The organism is Nesterenkonia sp. Act20 (assembly GCF_019173455.1).
Lineage (GTDB): Bacteria > Actinomycetota > Actinomycetes > Actinomycetales > Micrococcaceae > Nesterenkonia.
Genome location: NZ_JADPQH010000002.1, coordinates 93,506 through 110,679, shown reverse-complemented (window position 1 = coordinate 110,679; position 17,174 = coordinate 93,506). Strand labels below are relative to the sequence as shown.

Sequence of the window (17,174 nt, the reverse complement as noted above, 5' to 3'; positions counted from 1 at the left end):
ATCTGGTGCCGCCGTAGAATGGCGGCTATGACTTTCAGCCCCCCTGCGCCTCGGCGTGTTCGCAGCGCTGCCGGGCTGACCTCCCTCGCCGCTTTCGGCGTGCTGCTGGTGAGCGGATGTTCCTCGCCGCCACCGGCCGAGGAGCCCACCGGAAGCGCGGCTGAGCGGGCCTGGACCATCGCCGTGGGGGAGCATGAGCTGGACCAGACCATCGCGAATGTCTACGCGCTGGCGCTGACCTCCCGGGAATCTCCCACCGTGGTGGAGCCTCAGGAGCAGGCTACCGGTGCTCTGGTGACCGAGGGCGAGGCTGACCTGGTCATCGGACGAACAATGGCGCTGGCCCAACAGCTGGACCAGGAGGGCTGGGCAAGGCTGGACCAGCCCAGCTCCGCGGATCTGGTGGCGCTCATCGACGGCGGGCTGGATGATGACGCCGAGCTGCTGGATCCCTCGGTGGCCGTGTTGGACAGCGCGCTGGTCATCACCTTGATCACGGCCGAGGAGCGCGAGATCTCCGCCGCCGGTGAGGTGGCCGATCCGGAGTTCGCCGATGCCTGCGATGAGCTGCGCATCGGGGTGCGACCAGACCTGCCGGAGCCTGCGCCGCTGCTGGAGGAGGTCTACGACTGTGAACCGGCCGCCATCTCCGTGGCAGAGGAGGCTGACCTCGTCGAGGGAGTGATCACCGCGCGTCTGGACGCCGCCATCCTCACCGCCTCACATCCCAGCATCGAAGAGCAGGCGCTGGTGGCGCTCACCGATGCCGAGCGGGCCTTCCCGCAGGAGCAGTTCATTCCGGTGGTCTCTACCGAGGTCGCCGAGGAGGTGCCGGAGGTCTCGGCGGAACTGGCACAGGCCCTCGACGACGACGCCCTGGTCACCCTGCGTCGGCTCACCGACGGCGAGCAGGGGCTGAGCCCCCAGGAGGCTGCGGAGTATTGGCTGGTCCAGGAGGGGTTCATCGCCGAGCCCGAAGACTGGGGCTGACGGGCCCGGGGTGGCCGTTCAGACTTGCCGGTGGACGTCATGTCCCGCTTGATGCGCGTGTATAGGGCACAATCTGTTCATGGAGGAATTCGAGGACTTCACTCAGGCTCAGAAGCTCCGCAACGTGCGTTACGACGTACGTGGCCCGATCGCTGTAGAAGCCGCGCGACTTGAACGCGCCGGGCATCGAATCACCAAGCTGAACATCGGCAATATGGCGCCCTTCGGCTTCGATGCTCCCGACGCGATCCTGGTCGACATGATCAAGAATCTCCCCACGTCACAGGGGTATTCGGACTCTCAGGGCATCTACTCGGCGCGCACGGCGGTCGCCCAGTACTACCAGTCCCGCGGCATGCGCGACGCCGAAGTCTCGGACGTGATCCTGGGCAACGGCGTCTCCGAGCTGATCACGATGGTCCTCCAGGCGATGATCAATCCCGGCGACGAGGTGCTCATCCCCGCCCCGGACTACCCGCTGTGGACCGGCATCACCACCCTGTGCGGCGGTCGCGCCGTGCACTACATCTGTGATGAGGAGAACCACTGGTGGCCGGACCCCGAAGAGGTGGAGTCCAAGATCACCGAGCGGACCAAGGCGCTGGTCCTCATCAACCCGAACAACCCCACCGGAGCCGTCTACCCGCGCGAGATCCTCGAAGCCATGGTGGACATCGCCCGGCGGCACAACCTGATGCTGCTCTCCGATGAGATCTACGAGAAGATCACCTTCGACGACGCGGAGATGATCAACGCCTGCACACTCGCCGATGACGTCTTCACGATCACCTTCTCCGGGCTCTCCAAGACCTGGCGCGTAGCGGGGTTCCGCTCGGGCTGGCTCTACATGTCCGGACCCAAGCACCGGGCGAAGAACTACATCGAGGGCCTGAACCTGATGTCGAATCTTCGGATGTGTCCCAACGTTCCCGCGCAGCACGCCATCCAGACGGCGTTGGGCGGCTACCAGTCCGTGGAGGAGTTCATCCGGCCCGGCGGGAGGATCTACGAGCAGCGCAACATCGCCCATAAGCTGCTCTCCGAGATCGAGGGTGTGGACGTGCACCAGGCCGACGGCGCGCTGTATCTGTTCCCGCGGCTGGATCCGAAGATCTACCCGATCCAGAACGACGAGGCCTTCGTGATGGAGCTGCTGCGCCAGCAGAAGATCCTGGTCTCCCATGGACGTGCGTTCAACTGGATCGATGACAACCATTTCCGACTGGTGTCGCTGCCTCCGGTGGAGGAGCTCGAGGAGGCCATCGCGGGCATCGCGGACTTCCTCGCCTCCTACCGGGACGCGTTCGCGCGTTCCTGACCCGGCACCACGACCGGGTGCTGAACGCTGGTGTATGAGACGCTCAGCACAGGAAATGTCAGGGGCTCTTCCACTCGGAAAGGTGCAGGATAGAACAGTGCGCAACCTCAGGATGCAGGAATTTGAAGACTTCACCCAGTCGCCGAAGCTCCAAGACGTCAGGTACGACGTGCGTGGACCCATCGCGCAGGAGGCCGCCAGGCTGGAGCGCGAAGGGCACGCGATCACGCGCCTGAACATCGGCAATCCCGCGCCCTTCGGCTTCGAAGCCCCGGACTCCATCCGGATGGCGATGATCAGCAACCTCCACGACGCCCAGGGGTATTCAGACTCGCAGGGCATCTACTCGGCGCGGATCGCCGTGGCGCAGTACTACCAGGCGCGGGGGATGACCGAGGCCGACCCCTCCGACATCTACCTGGGCAATGGAGTCTCCGAGCTGATCTCGATGGTGCTGCAGGCGATGCTCGCCCCCGGCGACGAGGTGCTGATCCCCGCTCCGGACTACCCGCTGTGGACCGGGGCCACCACCCTCGCCGGTGGGAAAGCGGTGCACTACATCTGCGACGAGGACAACAGCTGGTGGCCGGATCCCGAGGAGATCGAGTCCAAGGTCACCGAGCGGACCAAGGCGCTGGTCATCATCAATCCGAACAACCCCACCGGTGCGGTCTACCCGCGGGAGATCCTTGAGGCGATGGTCGACATCTGCCGGCGGCACAATCTGATGCTGCTCTCGGACGAGATCTACGAGAACATCACCTTCGAGGGCGCCGAGATGGTCAACGCCTGCACGCTCTCCGACGACGTCTTCACCATCACCTTCTCCGGACTCTCCAAGACCTGGCGCGTGGCAGGGTTCCGCTCCGGCTGGATCTACGTCTCCGGACCGACCCACCGCGGCAAGAACTACCTCGAGGGCCTGACCCTGCTGATGAACATGCGCATGTGCGCCAATGTGCCGGCCCAGCATGCCATCCAGGCCGCACTCGGGGGACACCAGTCCATCGAGGACCTGATCGACCCCGGTGGGCGGCTGTTCGAGCAGCGCGAGACGGCCTACCGGCTGCTGCGCGAGATCGAAGGGGTGGAGGTCCACCAGGCCGACGGCGCGCTGTACCTGTTCCCACGGCTCGATCCCGAGATCTACCCCATCGAGAACGACGAGCAGTTCGTCATCGAGCTGCTGCGCCAGCAGAAGATCCTCGTCTCCCATGGCCGCGCGTTCAACTGGATCGATGACAACCACTTCCGGCTGGTGACGCTGCCTTCGGTGGAGGACCTCGAGCATGCCATCGCGGGGATCGCCGAGTTCCTCGCCGAGTACCGGGACGCAGCAGCTCGCGCATGATCGGCTGAAGTCTGCCTCCCGCGGCGTGCGGGCGGGAGACCGCGTGCCACGAGGCGCAGGGTGCCTAGAATGCTGTCCATGATGACCAGCCAGGCCTCCGTCGGCCGCTCCCGGAAAGGCAAACTGGTCGTGCCCTGATCCGCGCTCCGCCCCAGGTCTGTGTGACCTCATCCTCACCCACACAGACCAAGGAGAATCATGACAGCGCGTTTCAACCACACGATCATCGCGTCACTGGATCCGGCCGTGATGGCCGAGTTCTATTGTGATCTGCTGGAAGCCCGGCGTGCCCCCTCCTGGGGGCTCTTCACCAACGTCGCGATCGCAGACGGAGTGATGCTGCAGTTCGCGGCCCCGCCGATCGAGTTCCCTCCCCAGCATTACGCGTTCCTCGTCGAGGATGCGCATTTCGATCGGGCCTACGAGAAGATCACCGCTCGAGCGCTTCAGCACTGGGCGGACCCGCAGCGGAGAAGGCCAGGGGAGACGAACACGGAACACGGAGGCCGCGGGGTCTACCTGCTTGACCCGGCGGGACATTACATCGAGCTCATCACGCGTCCGTACTTCTGACCTCGTCATCCTGGGTGAGCTCCGCGCGCACCTCTTCCAGGCGGGTGCGTGCGCCGTCGAGCCAGCGTTCACAGCGATCGGCCAGTGCCTCGCCGCGCTGCCACAGGGCCAGTGACTCCTCCAGCGGTGCACCGCCGGTCTCCAGCTTGGTGACCACGGCGACGAGTTCCTCGCGTGCCCGCTCGTAGCTCATGGTCTCGATGTCCTGAGTCTGCGCCGCGGCGAACTCGCTCGCGGTGGAGCCTGTGCCGGCCGACTCTTCGGCGTGGGGTGCTTCGGTCACTGTTCTGCCTTTCGGTTCTGGGAGGTGTTCTGGTCTCGGGGATAGATCTCCTCGGCTCGGGCGGTGAGCTCCCCGGAGGCCACCATGATGCTCAACTGATCCCCGCGGGTCACCGTCCCTGCCTCGCGCAGTACCTCCCACCCGGCTTCCCGCTGGGCCTGGACGACCGCGTAGCCACGGTCCAGCGTGGACTGCGGAGACAGTGAACGGACCCGGGCGCGGGTATGGGCGACCCAGTCGGTGCCCCGGGCCAGGGCTGATTCCATGCCGAAGAGCGCGCGACGGCGCAGGCCCTCCAGCTCCTGAGAGCGCACGGAGAGCATGTCCTGAGGCTGGGCCAGCACCGGGCGCGAGCGCACGGCCTGCAGCCAGTCGGACTCCCGGCGGAGCAGACGCTCCACACCCGAGGACATGCGTTCCCTTGCCTGGCTGAGGTTCGCCCTCTCCTGAGCCTCATCGACCACCAGCAGCTTCGCTGCCCCGGTGGGGGTCGAGGCGCGCATATCGGCGACCTCGTCGAGCAGCGGCCGGTCCGCCTCATGCCCGATCGCCGAGACCACGGGGGTGCGCGCCGCCGCCACGGCTCGGATCAGCCGTTCATCGGAGAAGGGCAGGACGACCTCTTCCAGCGCGCCTCCGCCCCGGGCGATCACGATCACCTCCACGGCGGCTTCAGCATCGAGCTCTGCCAGGGCCGCTGCGACCTCTTGGGGAGCGGTGGGGCCCTGGGTCGCCACCTCGCGGATCTCGAACTGGGCGGCCGCCCAGCGGGCATGGGTGTTGCGCAGAATGTCCTTCTTGGCGTCGGAGTTGCGGCCGGTGATCAGCCCGATGCGCAGCGGCAGCACCGGCAGCGGCTGTTTCAGCTCGGCCCGAAAGAGTCCCTCGGCCGCGAGCTTCTGCTTGAGCTGTTCGATCCTGGCCAGCAGGTCTCCGAGCCCCACGGGCTTCATCTGCTGAGCGACCAGCGAGAGCCGGCCGGACTTCTCATAGAGGCTCGGCTTGACCAGCGCGACCACACGCGAACCGGGGGAGACGGTCCCGTTGAGTCCGCCCGCCACGGTGCGCCAGGCCACGGTGGAGAAGGAGACCTCCTGCTCCAGATCGCGAAGCGTCATCCAGGCGTTTCCATTGCGCAGATTGAACTCGACCAGCTGCCCCTCGACCCAGGTGGGTGGGGCCATCTCGATATGGGCCTTGAGCTTGCGCGAATAGGTGCTCAGCGGCCACGGCGTCTCGGCAGAGGTGTCCTGGGCCTGTGCCGGCTGGCTCATGCGCTGCTCCTGCTCATCGAAGAATGCCTCCCCTCGACGGTCTCACCCGGAAGGTTCTGTAAGGTGCTCTACAGCCTATGCCACCCTCTGACACGCCTGAAGGAGTTATCCCCATGCGTCAGGTCTTCAGCGTGATCGCGCTGCTGCTCGCCGCGGTGCTTGCAGCTTCCTCCCTGGCGGGCTTCCAGATCAACCAGTTGCTGCGCGAGGACGAGCCTATCCGCGAGATCGCGGGGGACCTGCCCGAGCAGGAGGCCTTCAGCGAGATCATCTCCGCGGAACTGCTGGAGCGGATGGAATCGGAGCTGCCCAGTGTCGTCTCCACGCTGGTCGGTGATCGCGCGGACGGATTGGTCGATGACCTCGTGGGCTCGATGGTGGAGAACGAGCAGGTCTCCGCGGCCTGGGATGACACGCTGCAGCAGACCCGCAGCGACTACACCGCGCAGCTTGAACGTGTCTTCGCGGAGGGGACCACGGGAGATGCCAGTGATCTTGATCTCGCGGTGGACCTCAGTCCGATGACCGAGGCGATGACGGAGCCGCTGCGCGAGGGCCTGGATTCGGCGCTGGGCTGGCTGCCCTTCCTTGACACCTCGAGCTTCGAGTTCCTCGCCCCTGAGGTGACGATCAATGTGGAGGCCACTCTGCAGGACGGTGCCGACCCGTACACCTGGGCGCTGCTCGCCGCCGCCAGCGAGCACTGGCTCGTCCTCGCCATCACGGCCGGGGTGGTGGCCCTGCTGGGGCTGCTGCTGGGACCGAGACGCAGCCGCTGGGTGGCACTGACCGTGGGCGGGCTTCTCGCCCTGGGGCTGGGACTCTGGATCGCGCTGACCGTGGCCGCACCGGACTTCGGGCCGCTTCCCGATCCTGCCGCCCAGTCCCTGGTGAACCATGTCCAGGATCGCTACACCGGGTGGGCTCAGCCGCCCTGGTGGATCTTCAGCGGGGCAGCGGGCGCCGTCGTCGTCGTGGGGCTGCTGGGCAGTCTCATGCCGCGCAATAAACGGGCCTGACGCGCTGATGGCGGGCCGTCGCCGAGCGGGACCTCATACAGCGACGCAGTGTGACCCGGCCAAGGCCCCGCCGGTAGACTCTGGGCATGACTTCCACCGCCACCGCCCCCGACGCTCCGGCCCGGCGCCAGCACATCGCGGTCCCCATGCCGATGGTGCCCCGCAAGCGCCGCAGCCCTGAGGAGGTGGCAGCCGAGTCCACCTTCAAGGGACCGCGCAAGGTCCTGTTGGCGGCTCCGCGCGGCTACTGCGCCGGAGTGGACCGCGCCGTGGTCGCGGTGGAGAAGGCGCTGGATACCTACGGTGCCCCGGTGTACGTGCGCAAAGAGATCGTGCACAACCGTCATGTGGTCGAGACGCTGCAGGAGAAGGGCGTCATCTTCGTCGAAGAGGCTGATCAGGTGCCCGAGGGTGCGCTGCTCGTCTTCTCCGCACATGGGGTCTCCCCGGCGGTCAAGGATCTGGCTGAGACTCGCAATCTGCAGACCATCGACGCGACCTGCCCGCTGGTGACCAAGGTGCACCGTGAGTCCGTGCGCTTCGCGAGGGACGACTACGAGATCCTGCTCATCGGCCACGAAGGTCATGAGGAGGTCGAGGGCACCTACGGGGAGGCGCCGGACAACACGACGATCGTCAACGGTCCCTGGGAGGTCGACGATCTTCAGGTGCGCAACCCCGACCGGCTGATCTGGCTCTCGCAGACCACGCTCTCGGTGGACGAGACCATGGAGACCGTGCAGAAGCTGCGGGAACGCTTCCCGAACCTGCAGGATCCGCCCTCGGACGACATCTGCTATGCCACCTCCAACCGTCAGGCCGCCATCAAGAAGGTCGCGCCCGACTCGGACCTGGTGATCGTGGTGGGTTCAGAGAACTCTTCGAACTCCGTGCGTCTCAAAGAGGTCGCCAAGGAGTACGGTGCCGCGCGCGCCGAGCGGGTGGACTACGCCAACCAGGTCGATGAGGCATGGTTCCAGGATGCCGCGACGATCGGCGTGACCTCGGGCGCCTCGGTCCCCGAGGTGCTGGTCGACGACGTGCTGCGCCTGCTCGCCGACTACGGCTACGGCCAGGTCGAAGAGGTCGTCACCGCGGAGGAGGACATCGTGTTCTCGCTTCCCAAGGAGATCCGCCAGGCGCTCACCCAGGCTGGGCATGAGGACGTCGGCCGCGGCGGACGCAAGCGCAACGCCTGACCGAGGGAGCCTGACCGAGGCTGACATACGATGAACGCATGACAGTGCTGGGCATGACGGCGGTGATCGCGGCCGCGGTGCTGATCGGCACGATCCTCCAGCGCGTCTCCGGCACCGGTGTGGGCCTGGTGGTGGCCCCGGTGCTCTCCATCCTTCTCGGTCCTGCCTTCGGTGTGCTGGTCACCAACATGACCACCTTCGTCTCCGGCTGCCTGATCATGATCGCGGTCTGGTCGCAGGTCAGCTGGCGGCACTTCTGGCTCATCATGCCCGCCGCGGTGATCGGCGCGATCCCCGGGGCCTGGCTGGTGGGCCAGCTCAGCGCCGGATGGCTCTCCATCATCGTGGGCGCGATCGTGGTCTTCGCGCTGCTGGTGACCGTCACGCTCCCCCGGTTGCCGCACCTGCCCGGCCGCGGCGCCGGACTGGTGGCGGGTGCCCTCGGCGGGTTCTTCAATGCGGCCTCCGGTGTGGCCGCCCCGGTGATGGTCATCTACTCCCGGCTCTCCCGCTGGGACCAGCGCAGCTTCGCCGCGACGCTGCAGCCCATCTTCATGACCATGGGCGCCGTCTCCGTCCTCGCCAAGCTGCTGCTGGGTTCCGTGGACCTCAATGGTCACGAAGGCCCATCGCTGGGATGGCTCTTCCCGGTGATCGTGATGACCGTCGTGCTGGGAATCTTGGTGGGCACCCAGCTGTCCAAGCGCGTCTCCATCCCTGCCGCTCGCAGACTGGCGATGACCCTGGCCGGGCTCGGTGGTGCGGGAGCGATCATCCGCGGCACCCTTGAGGTGCTCGCGTGACCCCAGGCGGCCCGGTGGGCCGCGACGGCCAGGCCACCCCGCACAGTCGACGCCTTCTGATCGCACTGTTCTTCATCGGAGTGGCCACCTTCGCGCAGCTGTACTCTCCGCAGGGACTGCTCCCGCTCATCGCCGCGGAGCAGGAGATCTCCGCGGATCGGGCGGCGCTGATGATCTCGGCCGCCACACTCGGCCTGGCACTGGGCGTGATCCCCTGGTCCTATATCGGCGACGCCCACGGCCGGAAACCAGCCATGGTCTGGGCGATCAGCCTGGCCTGTCTCTTCGGTGGACTTGCCGTGTTGATGCCCGGGATCTCGGCGGAGTTCGGCTTCGAGCTGGCACTGGTGCTGCGGCTGGTCGAAGGCTTCATGCTCGGCGGCGTGCCGGCGCTGGCGGTGGCCTACCTCAATGAGGAGGTCAGTCCGAAGATCGCCGTGGCGGCGGCGGGCACCTACATCTCGGGCACCTCCCTGGGCGGACTGACCGGGCGCATCGTGGCCGCGCCGGTGGGCGAGCAGCTGGGCTGGAAGATCGGGATGCTGCTCGTCACCGTGATCGCCGCGATCTGTGTGCTGGTCTTCCTCCGGCTGGCACCTGCCGCACAGAACTTCACCCCCGCCCGGGCCCGTCCGGGGGAGGCCCTGCGCTCGCTCACCGGCAACCTGCGATCGCCCACGCTGCGCGTCCTCTACCTCCAGGGTTTCCTGACCATGGGTGGCTTTGTGGCGATGTATAACTTCCTCGGATTCCACCTCACCGCGCCGCCCTTCTCGATCCCGCTGGGGATCGCCTCCTTCGTCTTCCTGGCCTACCTGGCGGGAACCTGGTCCTCTCCACGAGCGGGCAGGCTCGCGGCGCGCCACTCGCGCAAGCCGGTGCTGCTGGCCGGAAACTTGATCATGATGGTGGGTGTGGGGCTCACGCTGATTCCGCATCTGTGGGTCGTCATCCTTGGCACTGTGGTGCTGACCGGAGGCTTCTTCGCCGCGCACGCGGTGGCCTCGGGGTGGGTGGGCGCCGCGGCCACGGCCGGCCGGGCGCAGTCGGCCTCGCTGTACAACCTGGGCTACTACGGCGGCTCCTCGCTCTTCGGTTATCTCGGCGGCACGGCGCTGCACCTGGCCGGCTGGCCGGGGACAGTGGCCATGGTGCTCGGGCTGGCGGGATTGGCGACCGTGCTGGCCGCCGTCGTGCTCCCGAAGAACTGAGTTGTGCTGCCGAAGTACTGAGGTCCCCGGTGCTTTCCGGACGCGGTGCGCCGGCTCTTCAGGGCCGTTCCCAGTGGCAACCACTGCGCGCGCCGCGTAGACTCTGTGAGCCCTATCACGAGATAGCGCACACCTGTCCAGCCACCAGCAGGAGTATCGGCAATGACGCCACCGCGTTCCCGTGTATCGGGCGACCACCTGAAGAAATATGACCCCCGCACACAGTCTGAGGCCGAGTCCGAGGAACAGTCGGTCGGTGCTCGCGCTGAAGGGCTGGAGCGTCCGGCGCTGATCCGCCGGATGGTCGGCCTCGTCGGCGGAGTGGTCCTCGCGCTGCTGGTCTACCTGGTGATGCCGGGTGACCTCGAGGTCTGGCCCCGGCTGACCGCGGCCACCGCCGTGCTGATGGCCATCTGGTGGATGACCGAGGCGATCCCGATCCCCGCCACCGCGCTGCTGCCGCTGATCATCTTCCCGCTGCTGGTCCCCTCTGGTGACTTCGGCAGCGCCGAGGAAGCCGTGGGCGGGGTCTCCGTGGACGATGTGGGTGCCAGCTATGGCAACAACATCATCTTCTTGTTCATGGGCGGCTTCATGCTGGCTCTGGCGATGCAGCGCTGGAACCTGCACCGCCGGATCGCGCTGCTGACCCTGCGCGCCATGGGCTCCAAGCCGGCGAACCTGATCGCCGGATTCATGATCGCCACCGGCTTCCTGTCCATGTGGGTCTCCAACACCGCCACCGCCGTGATGATGCTGCCCATCGGCGTCTCGGTGCTGATGCTGGTGAACAAGATCATCAAGGGTGAGGATCCGGAGACCGCCAAGTCCGCCGGAGAGGATGAGACCAACAACGCGCTGAAGTCCAACTTCGGAACCGCGCTCATGCTGGGCATCGCCTACGCCGCCTCGGTCGGTTCGCTGGGCACCATCATCGGCACCCCTCCGAATGCGCTGCTGGTCGGGCACATGGCGGAGAACCACGACCTCACCATCGGCTTCGGCCAGTGGATGCTGGTCGGCGTGCCGATCTCCGTGGTCATGCTCATCATCACCTGGGTGATGCTGACCAAGGTGCTGTTCAAGCCTGAGATCGACGACATCCCCGGCGGTGGCGACCTCATCCGCGATGAGCTGCGCAAGCTCGGCCCGATGGGCGCCGGCGAGATGCGCGTGCTGATCATCTTCATCCTCGCCGCGCTGTCCTGGGTCTCGATCCCGCTGATCTCCACGAACCTGCTCGGCATGGAGGACCCCTTCATCTCTGACGCCGGCATCGCCATGGTCGTCGGACTGCTGCTGTTCCTGCTGCCCGGCGGAGCCGCCAAGGGCGTGCGCCTGCTGGACTGGGAATACGCTGCGAAGCTCCCCTGGGGTGTGCTGCTGCTCTTCGGCGGCGGCCTGGCGCTCTCGGGCCAGTTCAGCGACTCCGGACTCTCCACCTGGCTCGGCGAACAGGTCGAGGGCCTCGCCGGCATCCCGGTGTGGGTGCTCGTGCTGGTGGCCACCGTGGGCATCCTGCTGCTCACCGAGATGACCTCCAACACGGCGACGGCGGCCACCTTCCTCCCGGTGGCCTCCGGTGTGGCATTGGGCACCGGTCTGGACCCGCTGATCCTCGCCGCGCCGGTGGCGCTGGCCGCGACGTGCGCGTTCATGCTTCCTGTTGCCACCCCGCCGAACGCCATCGCCTACGGCTCGGGATACGTCACGATCGGACAGATGATCAAGGGCGGCATCTGGCTCAACGTGGCCGGGGTCATCTGCATCACCATCGTGTCCATGACGATCCTGGTCTGGGTCTTCGGGCTCAGCATCTAGCGCTCACTCCGAGCCTGACCGCTCTGCCTCCAGCCGGGGGCCCAAAGGATTGACCTCGGTGGTCACCGCCGTGGCGGTCAGCGTCTCGCCGAGATCCTCCAGCAGGCCCTCGGCCGGTGCTGACTCCGCGGAGGGCTCGCCCACCTCCAGGCGGCTCATCGCCTCCACCTTGGGCAGCACCTGCCGTTCGATGTTGCCGATCAGTCCGTTATACGCCGTGACCGCCTGGCGCAGCCGATCCCCGGTGCGCGCCAGGTGTTCGCTCATCTTGGCCAGCCGCCGGTACAGATCCCGCGAGTGATCCACCACCTCGCGGATGTTCTGCGCCAGCCGTTCCTGCCGCCAGGCGGCCGAGACTGCCTTCAATGAGGCCAGCAGCGAGGCTGGAGACACCAGTGTGACGCTCTTGGAGAGTGCGTCGTCGAGCAGGTTCGGGTCCGCCTCCATGGCGGCGGAGAGCAGGGATTCCGCCGGCACGAAGCAGAACACCACATCGGGGGAGAGGTCCACGGCCTCCCAGTACCGCTTCTTGGCCAGCTCGTCCACGCGGGAACGCAGCGCCTTGGCCTGCAGGGTGGGATTGGTGGCATTCAGCGGCGCCTTGGCATCGAGGACCAGCTGCCGTCCGCCGGGAAGATGCACCACCATGTCCGGGATGAGCAGCTGACCGTCCGCGCCGCGGGAGCTGTGCTGCTCGGTGAAGTCCACATGCGGGATCATCCCTGCGGCTTCGACCACCCGGCGCAGCTGCACCTCGCCCCAGTGTCCGCGCGCCGAGTTCGAATGCAGGCTTCCGAGCAGCGCCTGCGTGGATTCGATGATCCGCGCATCGGTCTCTGCCGCAGCGGTCAGCTGCTGGCTCAGCCGTGAATGCTGGGCGGCCCGCTCGGTCTCCAGCTCCTGGACCCTCCGCTGCATCTCGGTGACGCCCTGGCGCACCGGATGCAGCATCTCCACGAGGGTCTCGCGCTCACGTGCAGCATCGGCGTCCTCCTCGCGCCGCCGCTCCAGCTCCCACAGCCTGCCCTGCGCGGTGGCCAGCTCCTGCTGGGTCCCGGCAAGTTCCGACTGGGCGCTGGTCAGCTCGGTCTGAGTGCTTTCCAGCTGGCCGCGAAGCTGGCCGGCGCCATCGGTGCCGCGGCGCGGCAGATAGAGCACCAGCCAGCTGCACAGCACGCCGAGGAGAAGTCCGCTGAGGAAGTACACGATGCTCATGACACCCAGCATGCCACCGGGGACTGACATGAAGGGGGACATGGAGTGTGACCTGGCGAGCCACAGAGAGACTGACCTGACGGGTGACATGCGCGCCGCGGTGCCCGCTGGCATAGGCTTGCAGCAGAGAAGCTGCGCCGCATACGGCGCTGTCCGCGAAAACCTGAGGAGCCCCATGATCCGCATCCTGCTTGTCCGCCACGGCGAGACCGACTGGAACAAGACCCACCGACTGCAAGGACATTCGGATATCTCGCTGGCCGAGTCCGGCAGGCTCCAGGCGCGCACCACCGGGGCGTTCATCCGGGCGCAGAACCCCGCCCAGGGGCACGTCTCTAGCCTGGTGCGGACCCAGCAGACCTTCGCGGAGTTCGGCCTGGACCTGACGCCGAGGATCTGGGATGGACTGCGTGAGCAGAGCCTGGGGGAGTGGGAGGGTGCCTACGCCGCGCAGATCCGCGACGCGGAGCCGGAGAACTTCGAAGGCTGGCGCGCCGGAAGCTATACCCCCGCCGCAGGTGAGAGCCACGCGGACCTTCAGGCTCGGATCACCGGGACCTTCAGCGAGATCGTGCGTGGCACCGCGGAGATCGCTCCCACCGCCTCACCGGATCTCAGCTTCGAGGTGCGCACCGCCGTCGTCGTCTCCCACGGCGCCGCGCTGCGCGTGCTCTTCGAGGGGCTCGGGCTGCTGCATCGCAAGCAGTTCATCCCGCTGACTCCGGCCGCGGTCACCGTGCTCGACATCCCGCTGACCTCAGGCTCGGTCTCCTCCTCGCTGCCGAACTCCGGGCTGGACGAGGAGCACGACGACGACGCCGAGGCCCGTGCAATCCACGCTCTCACCGATGCGCAGATCGCCGATCACGCGCGGCTGCGGCTGATCAATCTCTCCCCAGAGCTGCTGAACCCCGGGCTGCCCACCCCCGCCATCTGAGCGGTTCTTCTCACCAAACAACAACGAGTGTGCAATTTGTGCAGCTTTTCCGCCCCGAGAGGGAAGGAAACCTGCACAAATTGCACACTCGATGGAAAAGAGGTGCGCGGCGTGAGGACCTAGGCGTTGTCCGCCTTGATCAGGTCCGCGCAGCGCTCACCGATCATCATCGTGGTGATGTTCGGGTTGACCGTGGTCAGCTCCGGCATGACCGATGCATCGGCCACGCGCAGACCCTTGACGCCCTTGACCCGCAGCTGGGAGTCCACCGGTGACATGGCATCGTCGTCGGCGCCCATCCGCACGGATCCGGCCGGGTGGTAGACCGTGTTGTGCGTGCGGGTGACGTAGTCGGCGAGGTCTTCGTCGGTCTGCGTGTCCTTGCCCGGGAAGAGCTCCTCGCCGGCCCATTCGGCCATGGCAGGCTGAGCGGCGATCTCGCGGGCGAGCTTGATGCCCTCCACCGCCACGCGCATGTCATGACCCTCCGGGTCGGTGAAGTACCGCGGATCGACCTTCGGCTTGTCCCGGTAGTCCTTGGAACGAAGCCGCACGGTGCCGCGGGACTTCGCGTGGGTGACGTTCGGGGTCAGGCAGAAGGTGTTCTCCGAGGTGGGGTAGCCCTGACGCAGCGTGTGCATGTCGAAGGGCACCGAGCCGTAGTGCATCATCAGGTCCGGACGGTCCAGCCCCTCGCGGGTGGCGGAGAAGATCCCGATCTCCCACCACTGGTAGGAGTCCTCCACCATGGGCTGCTTGGCATCCCAGGCGATGACCGCTTCCGGGTGGTCCTGCAGGTGCTCGCCCACGCCGGGTGAGTCCACGCGCGCCTCGATCCCGAACTCGGCCAGGTGCTCGGCCGGGCCGATCCCGGAGAGCATGAGCAGCTTCGGCGAGTCGATGGCTCCGGCGGAGAGCACGATCTCTTTGTTCGCGCTGATCCGATGGGACCGGCCGAAGGCGTTGTTCACCCCGTCCACCGCCACGGCGCGGTCGCCGTCGAAGATGATCTCGCGCACCCAGGTGTCGGTGAGGATGGTCAGGTTCGTCCGCTCCAGGATCGGGTGCAGGTAGGACACCGAGGAGGAGGAGCGGGTGCCGTCCTCGCGGCGGTTGACCTGGAAGAAGTTCGCGCCTTGGAGCACGGTCTCTCCGCTGTTGAACTGCACCCGCGGGATGCCTTGCTGCTCGCAGGCATCGAGCAGCGCCACGCCGCAGGGGTCCCGCGGCGGGATCGTCATCAGGTTCACCGGGCCGCTGCGGCCATGGTGCTCACCGGGGGCGTCGTTGGTCTCCAGCCGCTGGAACAGCGGGTAGGTCGTCTCGGCGTTCCAGCCGACCGCACCCTGGGCCTCCCATTCATCCATGTCCTCACGCAGCGCCCAGAAGGCGATGCAGGAGTTGTGCGAGGAGCAGCCGCCGAGCACCTTGGCGCGGGCGTGACGCATGAAGGAGTTGCCGTTCTCCTGAGGCTCGATGAGGTAGTCCCAGTCGTAGCCGGATTCAAGCAGCTCCATCCAGCGGTTGAGCTGCAGGACCTCTGGCTTGTCGGCATCGGTCGGGCCCGCCTCCAGCAGGGCCACGGTGACGTTCGGATCCTCGGACAGGCGGGCGGCGACGGCGGCGCCGCCTGAGCCGCCGCCGATCACCACGTAATCGAAACTGGTGTTCTCCACAGGGTCTCCTTACTTCTCCGGCATGCTGAACCAGCCGGTCACGGCGGGCTCAGTGTTCTCGTAGATGTGCTTGGACTCGCGGTACTCGTCCAGTCCCATATGACCCAGCTCGCGTCCGACGCCGGACTGCTTGAAGCCGCCCCACTCGGCCTGCGGCACGTAGGGGTGGTAGTCGTTGATCCAGATGGTGCCGTGGCGCAGCCGCGAGGAGACCCGGTGGGCGGTGCCGCGGTTGGAGGTCCACACGGCTCCGGCCAGACCGTAGATGGTGTCATTGGCCGTCTCGATGGCCTCCGCCTCGGTGGTGAAGGTCTCCACGGTGATGACCGGACCGAAGCCCTCCTCCACGACCACTGACATGCCGCGCTTGACGTCGTCGAGCACGGTGGGGGCGTAGAAGTACCCGTTGCGGTGCTCCTCGCCGCCGAAGTGGTGGCCGGTGCGCAGGGTCGCGCCCTCCTCGATGCCGCGCTGGGTGTAGTCGTACACCTTCTGGCGGTGCTCCGCGGAGATCAGCGGACCGGTCTCGGCGGACTCCTCGAAGGGCCCACCCATGCGGATGTGCTCCGCGCGGCGGACCAGTTCGGTGACGAACTTCTCCTTGATGGACTCTTCGATGATCAGCCGGGTGCCTGCGGAGCAGACCAGCCCGGAGTCGACGAAGCCGGCGTTGAGCGCGTTGTCCACGGCGGCGTCGAAATCGGCGTCGGCGAAGACCACGTTCGGGTTCTTGCCGCCGAGCTCGAGGGCGACCTTCTTCACGGTCTCTGCCGCGGTGGCGGCGATCTTGCGTCCGGTGACCACGCCTCCGGTGAAGGAGACCATGTCCACCTCCGGGTGCGAGGACAGCGGGGCGCCTGCGGTGGCGCCGGCGCCGGTGATCAGGTTCGCCACGCCCGCGGGGAGGCCCAGCGAGTCATAGACGTCCATGATCAGCATCCCGGTGTGCGGGGTCAGCTCTGCGGGCTTGAGGATGAAGCTGTTGCCCGCCGCCAGGGCAGGCGCCATCTTCCAGGCGGCCTGGAGCAGCGGGTAGTTCCAGGGGGTGATCATCCCGACGACGCCGACCGGCTCGTAGACCACGCGGGAGAGGACGGTGGGGTCCCCGGCGTCGATCAGGCGACCGGACTCGGCGTCGGCCAGCTTCCCGAAGTGTCGGTAGCAGGCGATGATGTCGTCCATGTCGATCTGCGCCTCGACGAACCGCTTGCCGGTGTCCAGGGCTTCGGCGCGGGCGAACTCGTCCTTGCGGGCCTCGATGGCGTCGGCCACCGCGGTCACGAAGGCTCCGCGCTCGGCGGCAGGGGTGTCGGCCCAGACATGGGAGTCGAAGGCCTTGCGGGCCGCGGCGATGGCGGCGATGGTGTCCGCCTCGCCGGCCTCGGAGACCACATCGACTTCGGAGCCGTCTGCTGGGCAATAGATCGTGCGTGTCTCGCCGGATTGGGCGGGAACCCATTTTCCGTCGATGAACAGCGTGGAGGCCTGCTCTGCTGTGCTCATT

At 67.0% G+C, this 17,174-nt stretch carries 15 protein-coding genes; 10 read left to right on the top strand and 5 right to left on the bottom strand.

Annotated elements, in window-relative coordinates; all coding sequences use genetic code 11:
• The first annotated feature begins 27 nt into the window (after positions 1-27).
• The 4 genes from IY716_RS10165 (at position 28) to IY716_RS10150 (ending at position 4,232) form a co-directional block, all read left to right on the top strand.
• Positions 28-990, top strand: coding sequence for a glycine betaine ABC transporter substrate-binding protein (locus IY716_RS10165; RefSeq protein WP_218221604.1), 963 nt, complete (start codon positions 28-30; stop codon positions 988-990).
• 79 nt (positions 991-1,069) lie between these two features.
• Positions 1,070-2,308 (top strand): pyridoxal phosphate-dependent aminotransferase, encoded by a 1,239-nt coding sequence (locus tag IY716_RS10160; RefSeq protein ID WP_218221603.1) that lies wholly within the window; start codon positions 1,070-1,072, stop codon positions 2,306-2,308.
• 112 nt (positions 2,309-2,420) lie between these two features.
• On the top strand, positions 2,421-3,659 hold the full coding sequence (locus tag IY716_RS10155; protein WP_218222175.1) for a pyridoxal phosphate-dependent aminotransferase: 1,239 nt from the start codon (positions 2,421-2,423) through the stop codon (positions 3,657-3,659).
• A gap of 198 nt (positions 3,660-3,857) precedes the next feature.
• Positions 3,858-4,232, top strand: coding sequence for a VOC family protein (locus IY716_RS10150; RefSeq protein ID WP_218221602.1), 375 nt, complete (start codon positions 3,858-3,860; stop codon positions 4,230-4,232).
• On the opposite strand, the gene IY716_RS10145 is transcribed toward IY716_RS10150, so the two are convergent.
• A complete protein-coding gene (locus IY716_RS10145) occupies positions 4,213-4,515 on the bottom strand; it encodes an exodeoxyribonuclease VII small subunit (RefSeq protein WP_369699680.1) in 303 nt (100 codons plus the stop codon). The two genes, IY716_RS10150 and IY716_RS10145, sit on opposite strands and share 20 nt — an antisense overlap.
• A complete protein-coding gene (xseA, locus tag IY716_RS10140; protein ID WP_218221601.1) occupies positions 4,512-5,789 on the bottom strand; it encodes an exodeoxyribonuclease VII large subunit in 1,278 nt (425 codons plus the stop codon). Before xseA ends, IY716_RS10145 begins: the two co-directional genes overlap by 4 nt.
• Before the next feature lie 113 nt (positions 5,790-5,902).
• Here xseA and IY716_RS10135 point away from each other — a divergent pair, with 113 nt between their 5' ends.
• The 5 genes from IY716_RS10135 to IY716_RS10115 all read left to right on the top strand — a co-directional run bounded on the left by IY716_RS10135 (position 5,903) and on the right by IY716_RS10115 (position 11,842).
• On the top strand, positions 5,903-6,808 hold the full coding sequence (locus IY716_RS10135) for a hypothetical protein (protein WP_218221600.1): 906 nt from the start codon (positions 5,903-5,905) through the stop codon (positions 6,806-6,808).
• A gap of 86 nt (positions 6,809-6,894) precedes the next feature.
• Positions 6,895-8,007, top strand: coding sequence for a 4-hydroxy-3-methylbut-2-enyl diphosphate reductase (locus tag IY716_RS10130; RefSeq protein WP_255316737.1), 1,113 nt, complete (start codon positions 6,895-6,897; stop codon positions 8,005-8,007).
• Between the two features lie 38 nt (positions 8,008-8,045).
• Positions 8,046-8,810, top strand: a complete 765-nt coding sequence (locus IY716_RS10125; protein WP_255316736.1) for a sulfite exporter TauE/SafE family protein — start codon at positions 8,046-8,048, stop codon at positions 8,808-8,810.
• The gene (locus tag IY716_RS10120; RefSeq protein WP_369699679.1) at positions 8,807-10,021 is read left to right on the top strand and encodes an MFS transporter; all 1,215 of its coding nucleotides are present in this window, start codon (positions 8,807-8,809) and stop codon (positions 10,019-10,021) included. Before IY716_RS10125 ends, IY716_RS10120 begins: the two co-directional genes overlap by 4 nt.
• A gap of 162 nt (positions 10,022-10,183) precedes the next feature.
• On the top strand, positions 10,184-11,842 hold the full coding sequence (locus IY716_RS10115; RefSeq protein WP_218221599.1) for a DASS family sodium-coupled anion symporter: 1,659 nt from the start codon (positions 10,184-10,186) through the stop codon (positions 11,840-11,842).
• A gap of 3 nt (positions 11,843-11,845) precedes the next feature.
• Here the strand turns inward: IY716_RS10115 and rmuC are convergent, their stop codons facing one another.
• On the bottom strand, positions 11,846-13,057 hold the full coding sequence (gene rmuC, locus IY716_RS10110; RefSeq protein WP_218221598.1) for a DNA recombination protein RmuC: 1,212 nt from the start codon (positions 13,055-13,057) through the stop codon (positions 11,846-11,848).
• 175 nt (positions 13,058-13,232) lie between these two features.
• Between rmuC and IY716_RS10105 the strand changes: the two genes are divergently transcribed.
• Positions 13,233-13,994, top strand: a complete 762-nt coding sequence (locus tag IY716_RS10105) for a histidine phosphatase family protein (protein WP_218221597.1) — start codon at positions 13,233-13,235, stop codon at positions 13,992-13,994.
• 119 nt (positions 13,995-14,113) lie between these two features.
• Here IY716_RS10105 and IY716_RS10100 read toward each other — a convergent pair whose 3' ends face one another.
• Both IY716_RS10100 and IY716_RS10095 read right to left on the bottom strand, forming a co-directional pair.
• Complete coding sequence (locus tag IY716_RS10100; protein ID WP_218221596.1) at positions 14,114-15,670, bottom strand: GMC oxidoreductase; 1,557 nt, start codon at positions 15,668-15,670, stop codon at positions 14,114-14,116.
• Positions 15,671-15,679: 9 nt separating this feature from the next.
• Positions 15,680-17,173, bottom strand: coding sequence for an aldehyde dehydrogenase family protein (locus IY716_RS10095; protein WP_218221595.1), 1,494 nt, complete (start codon positions 17,171-17,173; stop codon positions 15,680-15,682).
• Position 17,174: the final 1 nt, after the last annotated feature.

Excerpts from the sequence above, each read along its gene's own strand:
- IY716_RS10115 (WP_218221599.1), top strand. The coding sequence starts at position 10,184 with ATGACGCCACCGCGTTCCCGTGTATCGGGCGACCACCTGAAGAAATAT.
- xseA (WP_218221601.1), bottom strand. The coding sequence starts at position 5,789 with ATGAGCCAGCCGGCACAGGCCCAGGACACCTCTGCCGAGACGCCGTGG.
- IY716_RS10125 (WP_255316736.1), top strand. The coding sequence starts at position 8,046 with ATGACAGTGCTGGGCATGACGGCGGTGATCGCGGCCGCGGTGCTGATC.
- IY716_RS10150 (WP_218221602.1), top strand. The coding sequence starts at position 3,858 with ATGACAGCGCGTTTCAACCACACGATCATCGCGTCACTGGATCCGGCC.
- IY716_RS10165 (WP_218221604.1), top strand. The coding sequence starts at position 28 with ATGACTTTCAGCCCCCCTGCGCCTCGGCGTGTTCGCAGCGCTGCCGGG.
- IY716_RS10105 (WP_218221597.1), top strand. The coding sequence starts at position 13,233 with ATGATCCGCATCCTGCTTGTCCGCCACGGCGAGACCGACTGGAACAAG.
- IY716_RS10160 (WP_218221603.1), top strand. The coding sequence starts at position 1,070 with ATGGAGGAATTCGAGGACTTCACTCAGGCTCAGAAGCTCCGCAACGTG.
- IY716_RS10135 (WP_218221600.1), top strand. The coding sequence starts at position 5,903 with ATGCGTCAGGTCTTCAGCGTGATCGCGCTGCTGCTCGCCGCGGTGCTT.
- IY716_RS10095 (WP_218221595.1), bottom strand. The coding sequence starts at position 17,173 with ATGAGCACAGCAGAGCAGGCCTCCACGCTGTTCATCGACGGAAAATGG.
- IY716_RS10130 (WP_255316737.1), top strand. The coding sequence starts at position 6,895 with ATGACTTCCACCGCCACCGCCCCCGACGCTCCGGCCCGGCGCCAGCAC.
- IY716_RS10155 (WP_218222175.1), top strand. The coding sequence starts at position 2,421 with ATGCAGGAATTTGAAGACTTCACCCAGTCGCCGAAGCTCCAAGACGTC.
- rmuC (WP_218221598.1), bottom strand. The coding sequence starts at position 13,057 with ATGAGCATCGTGTACTTCCTCAGCGGACTTCTCCTCGGCGTGCTGTGC.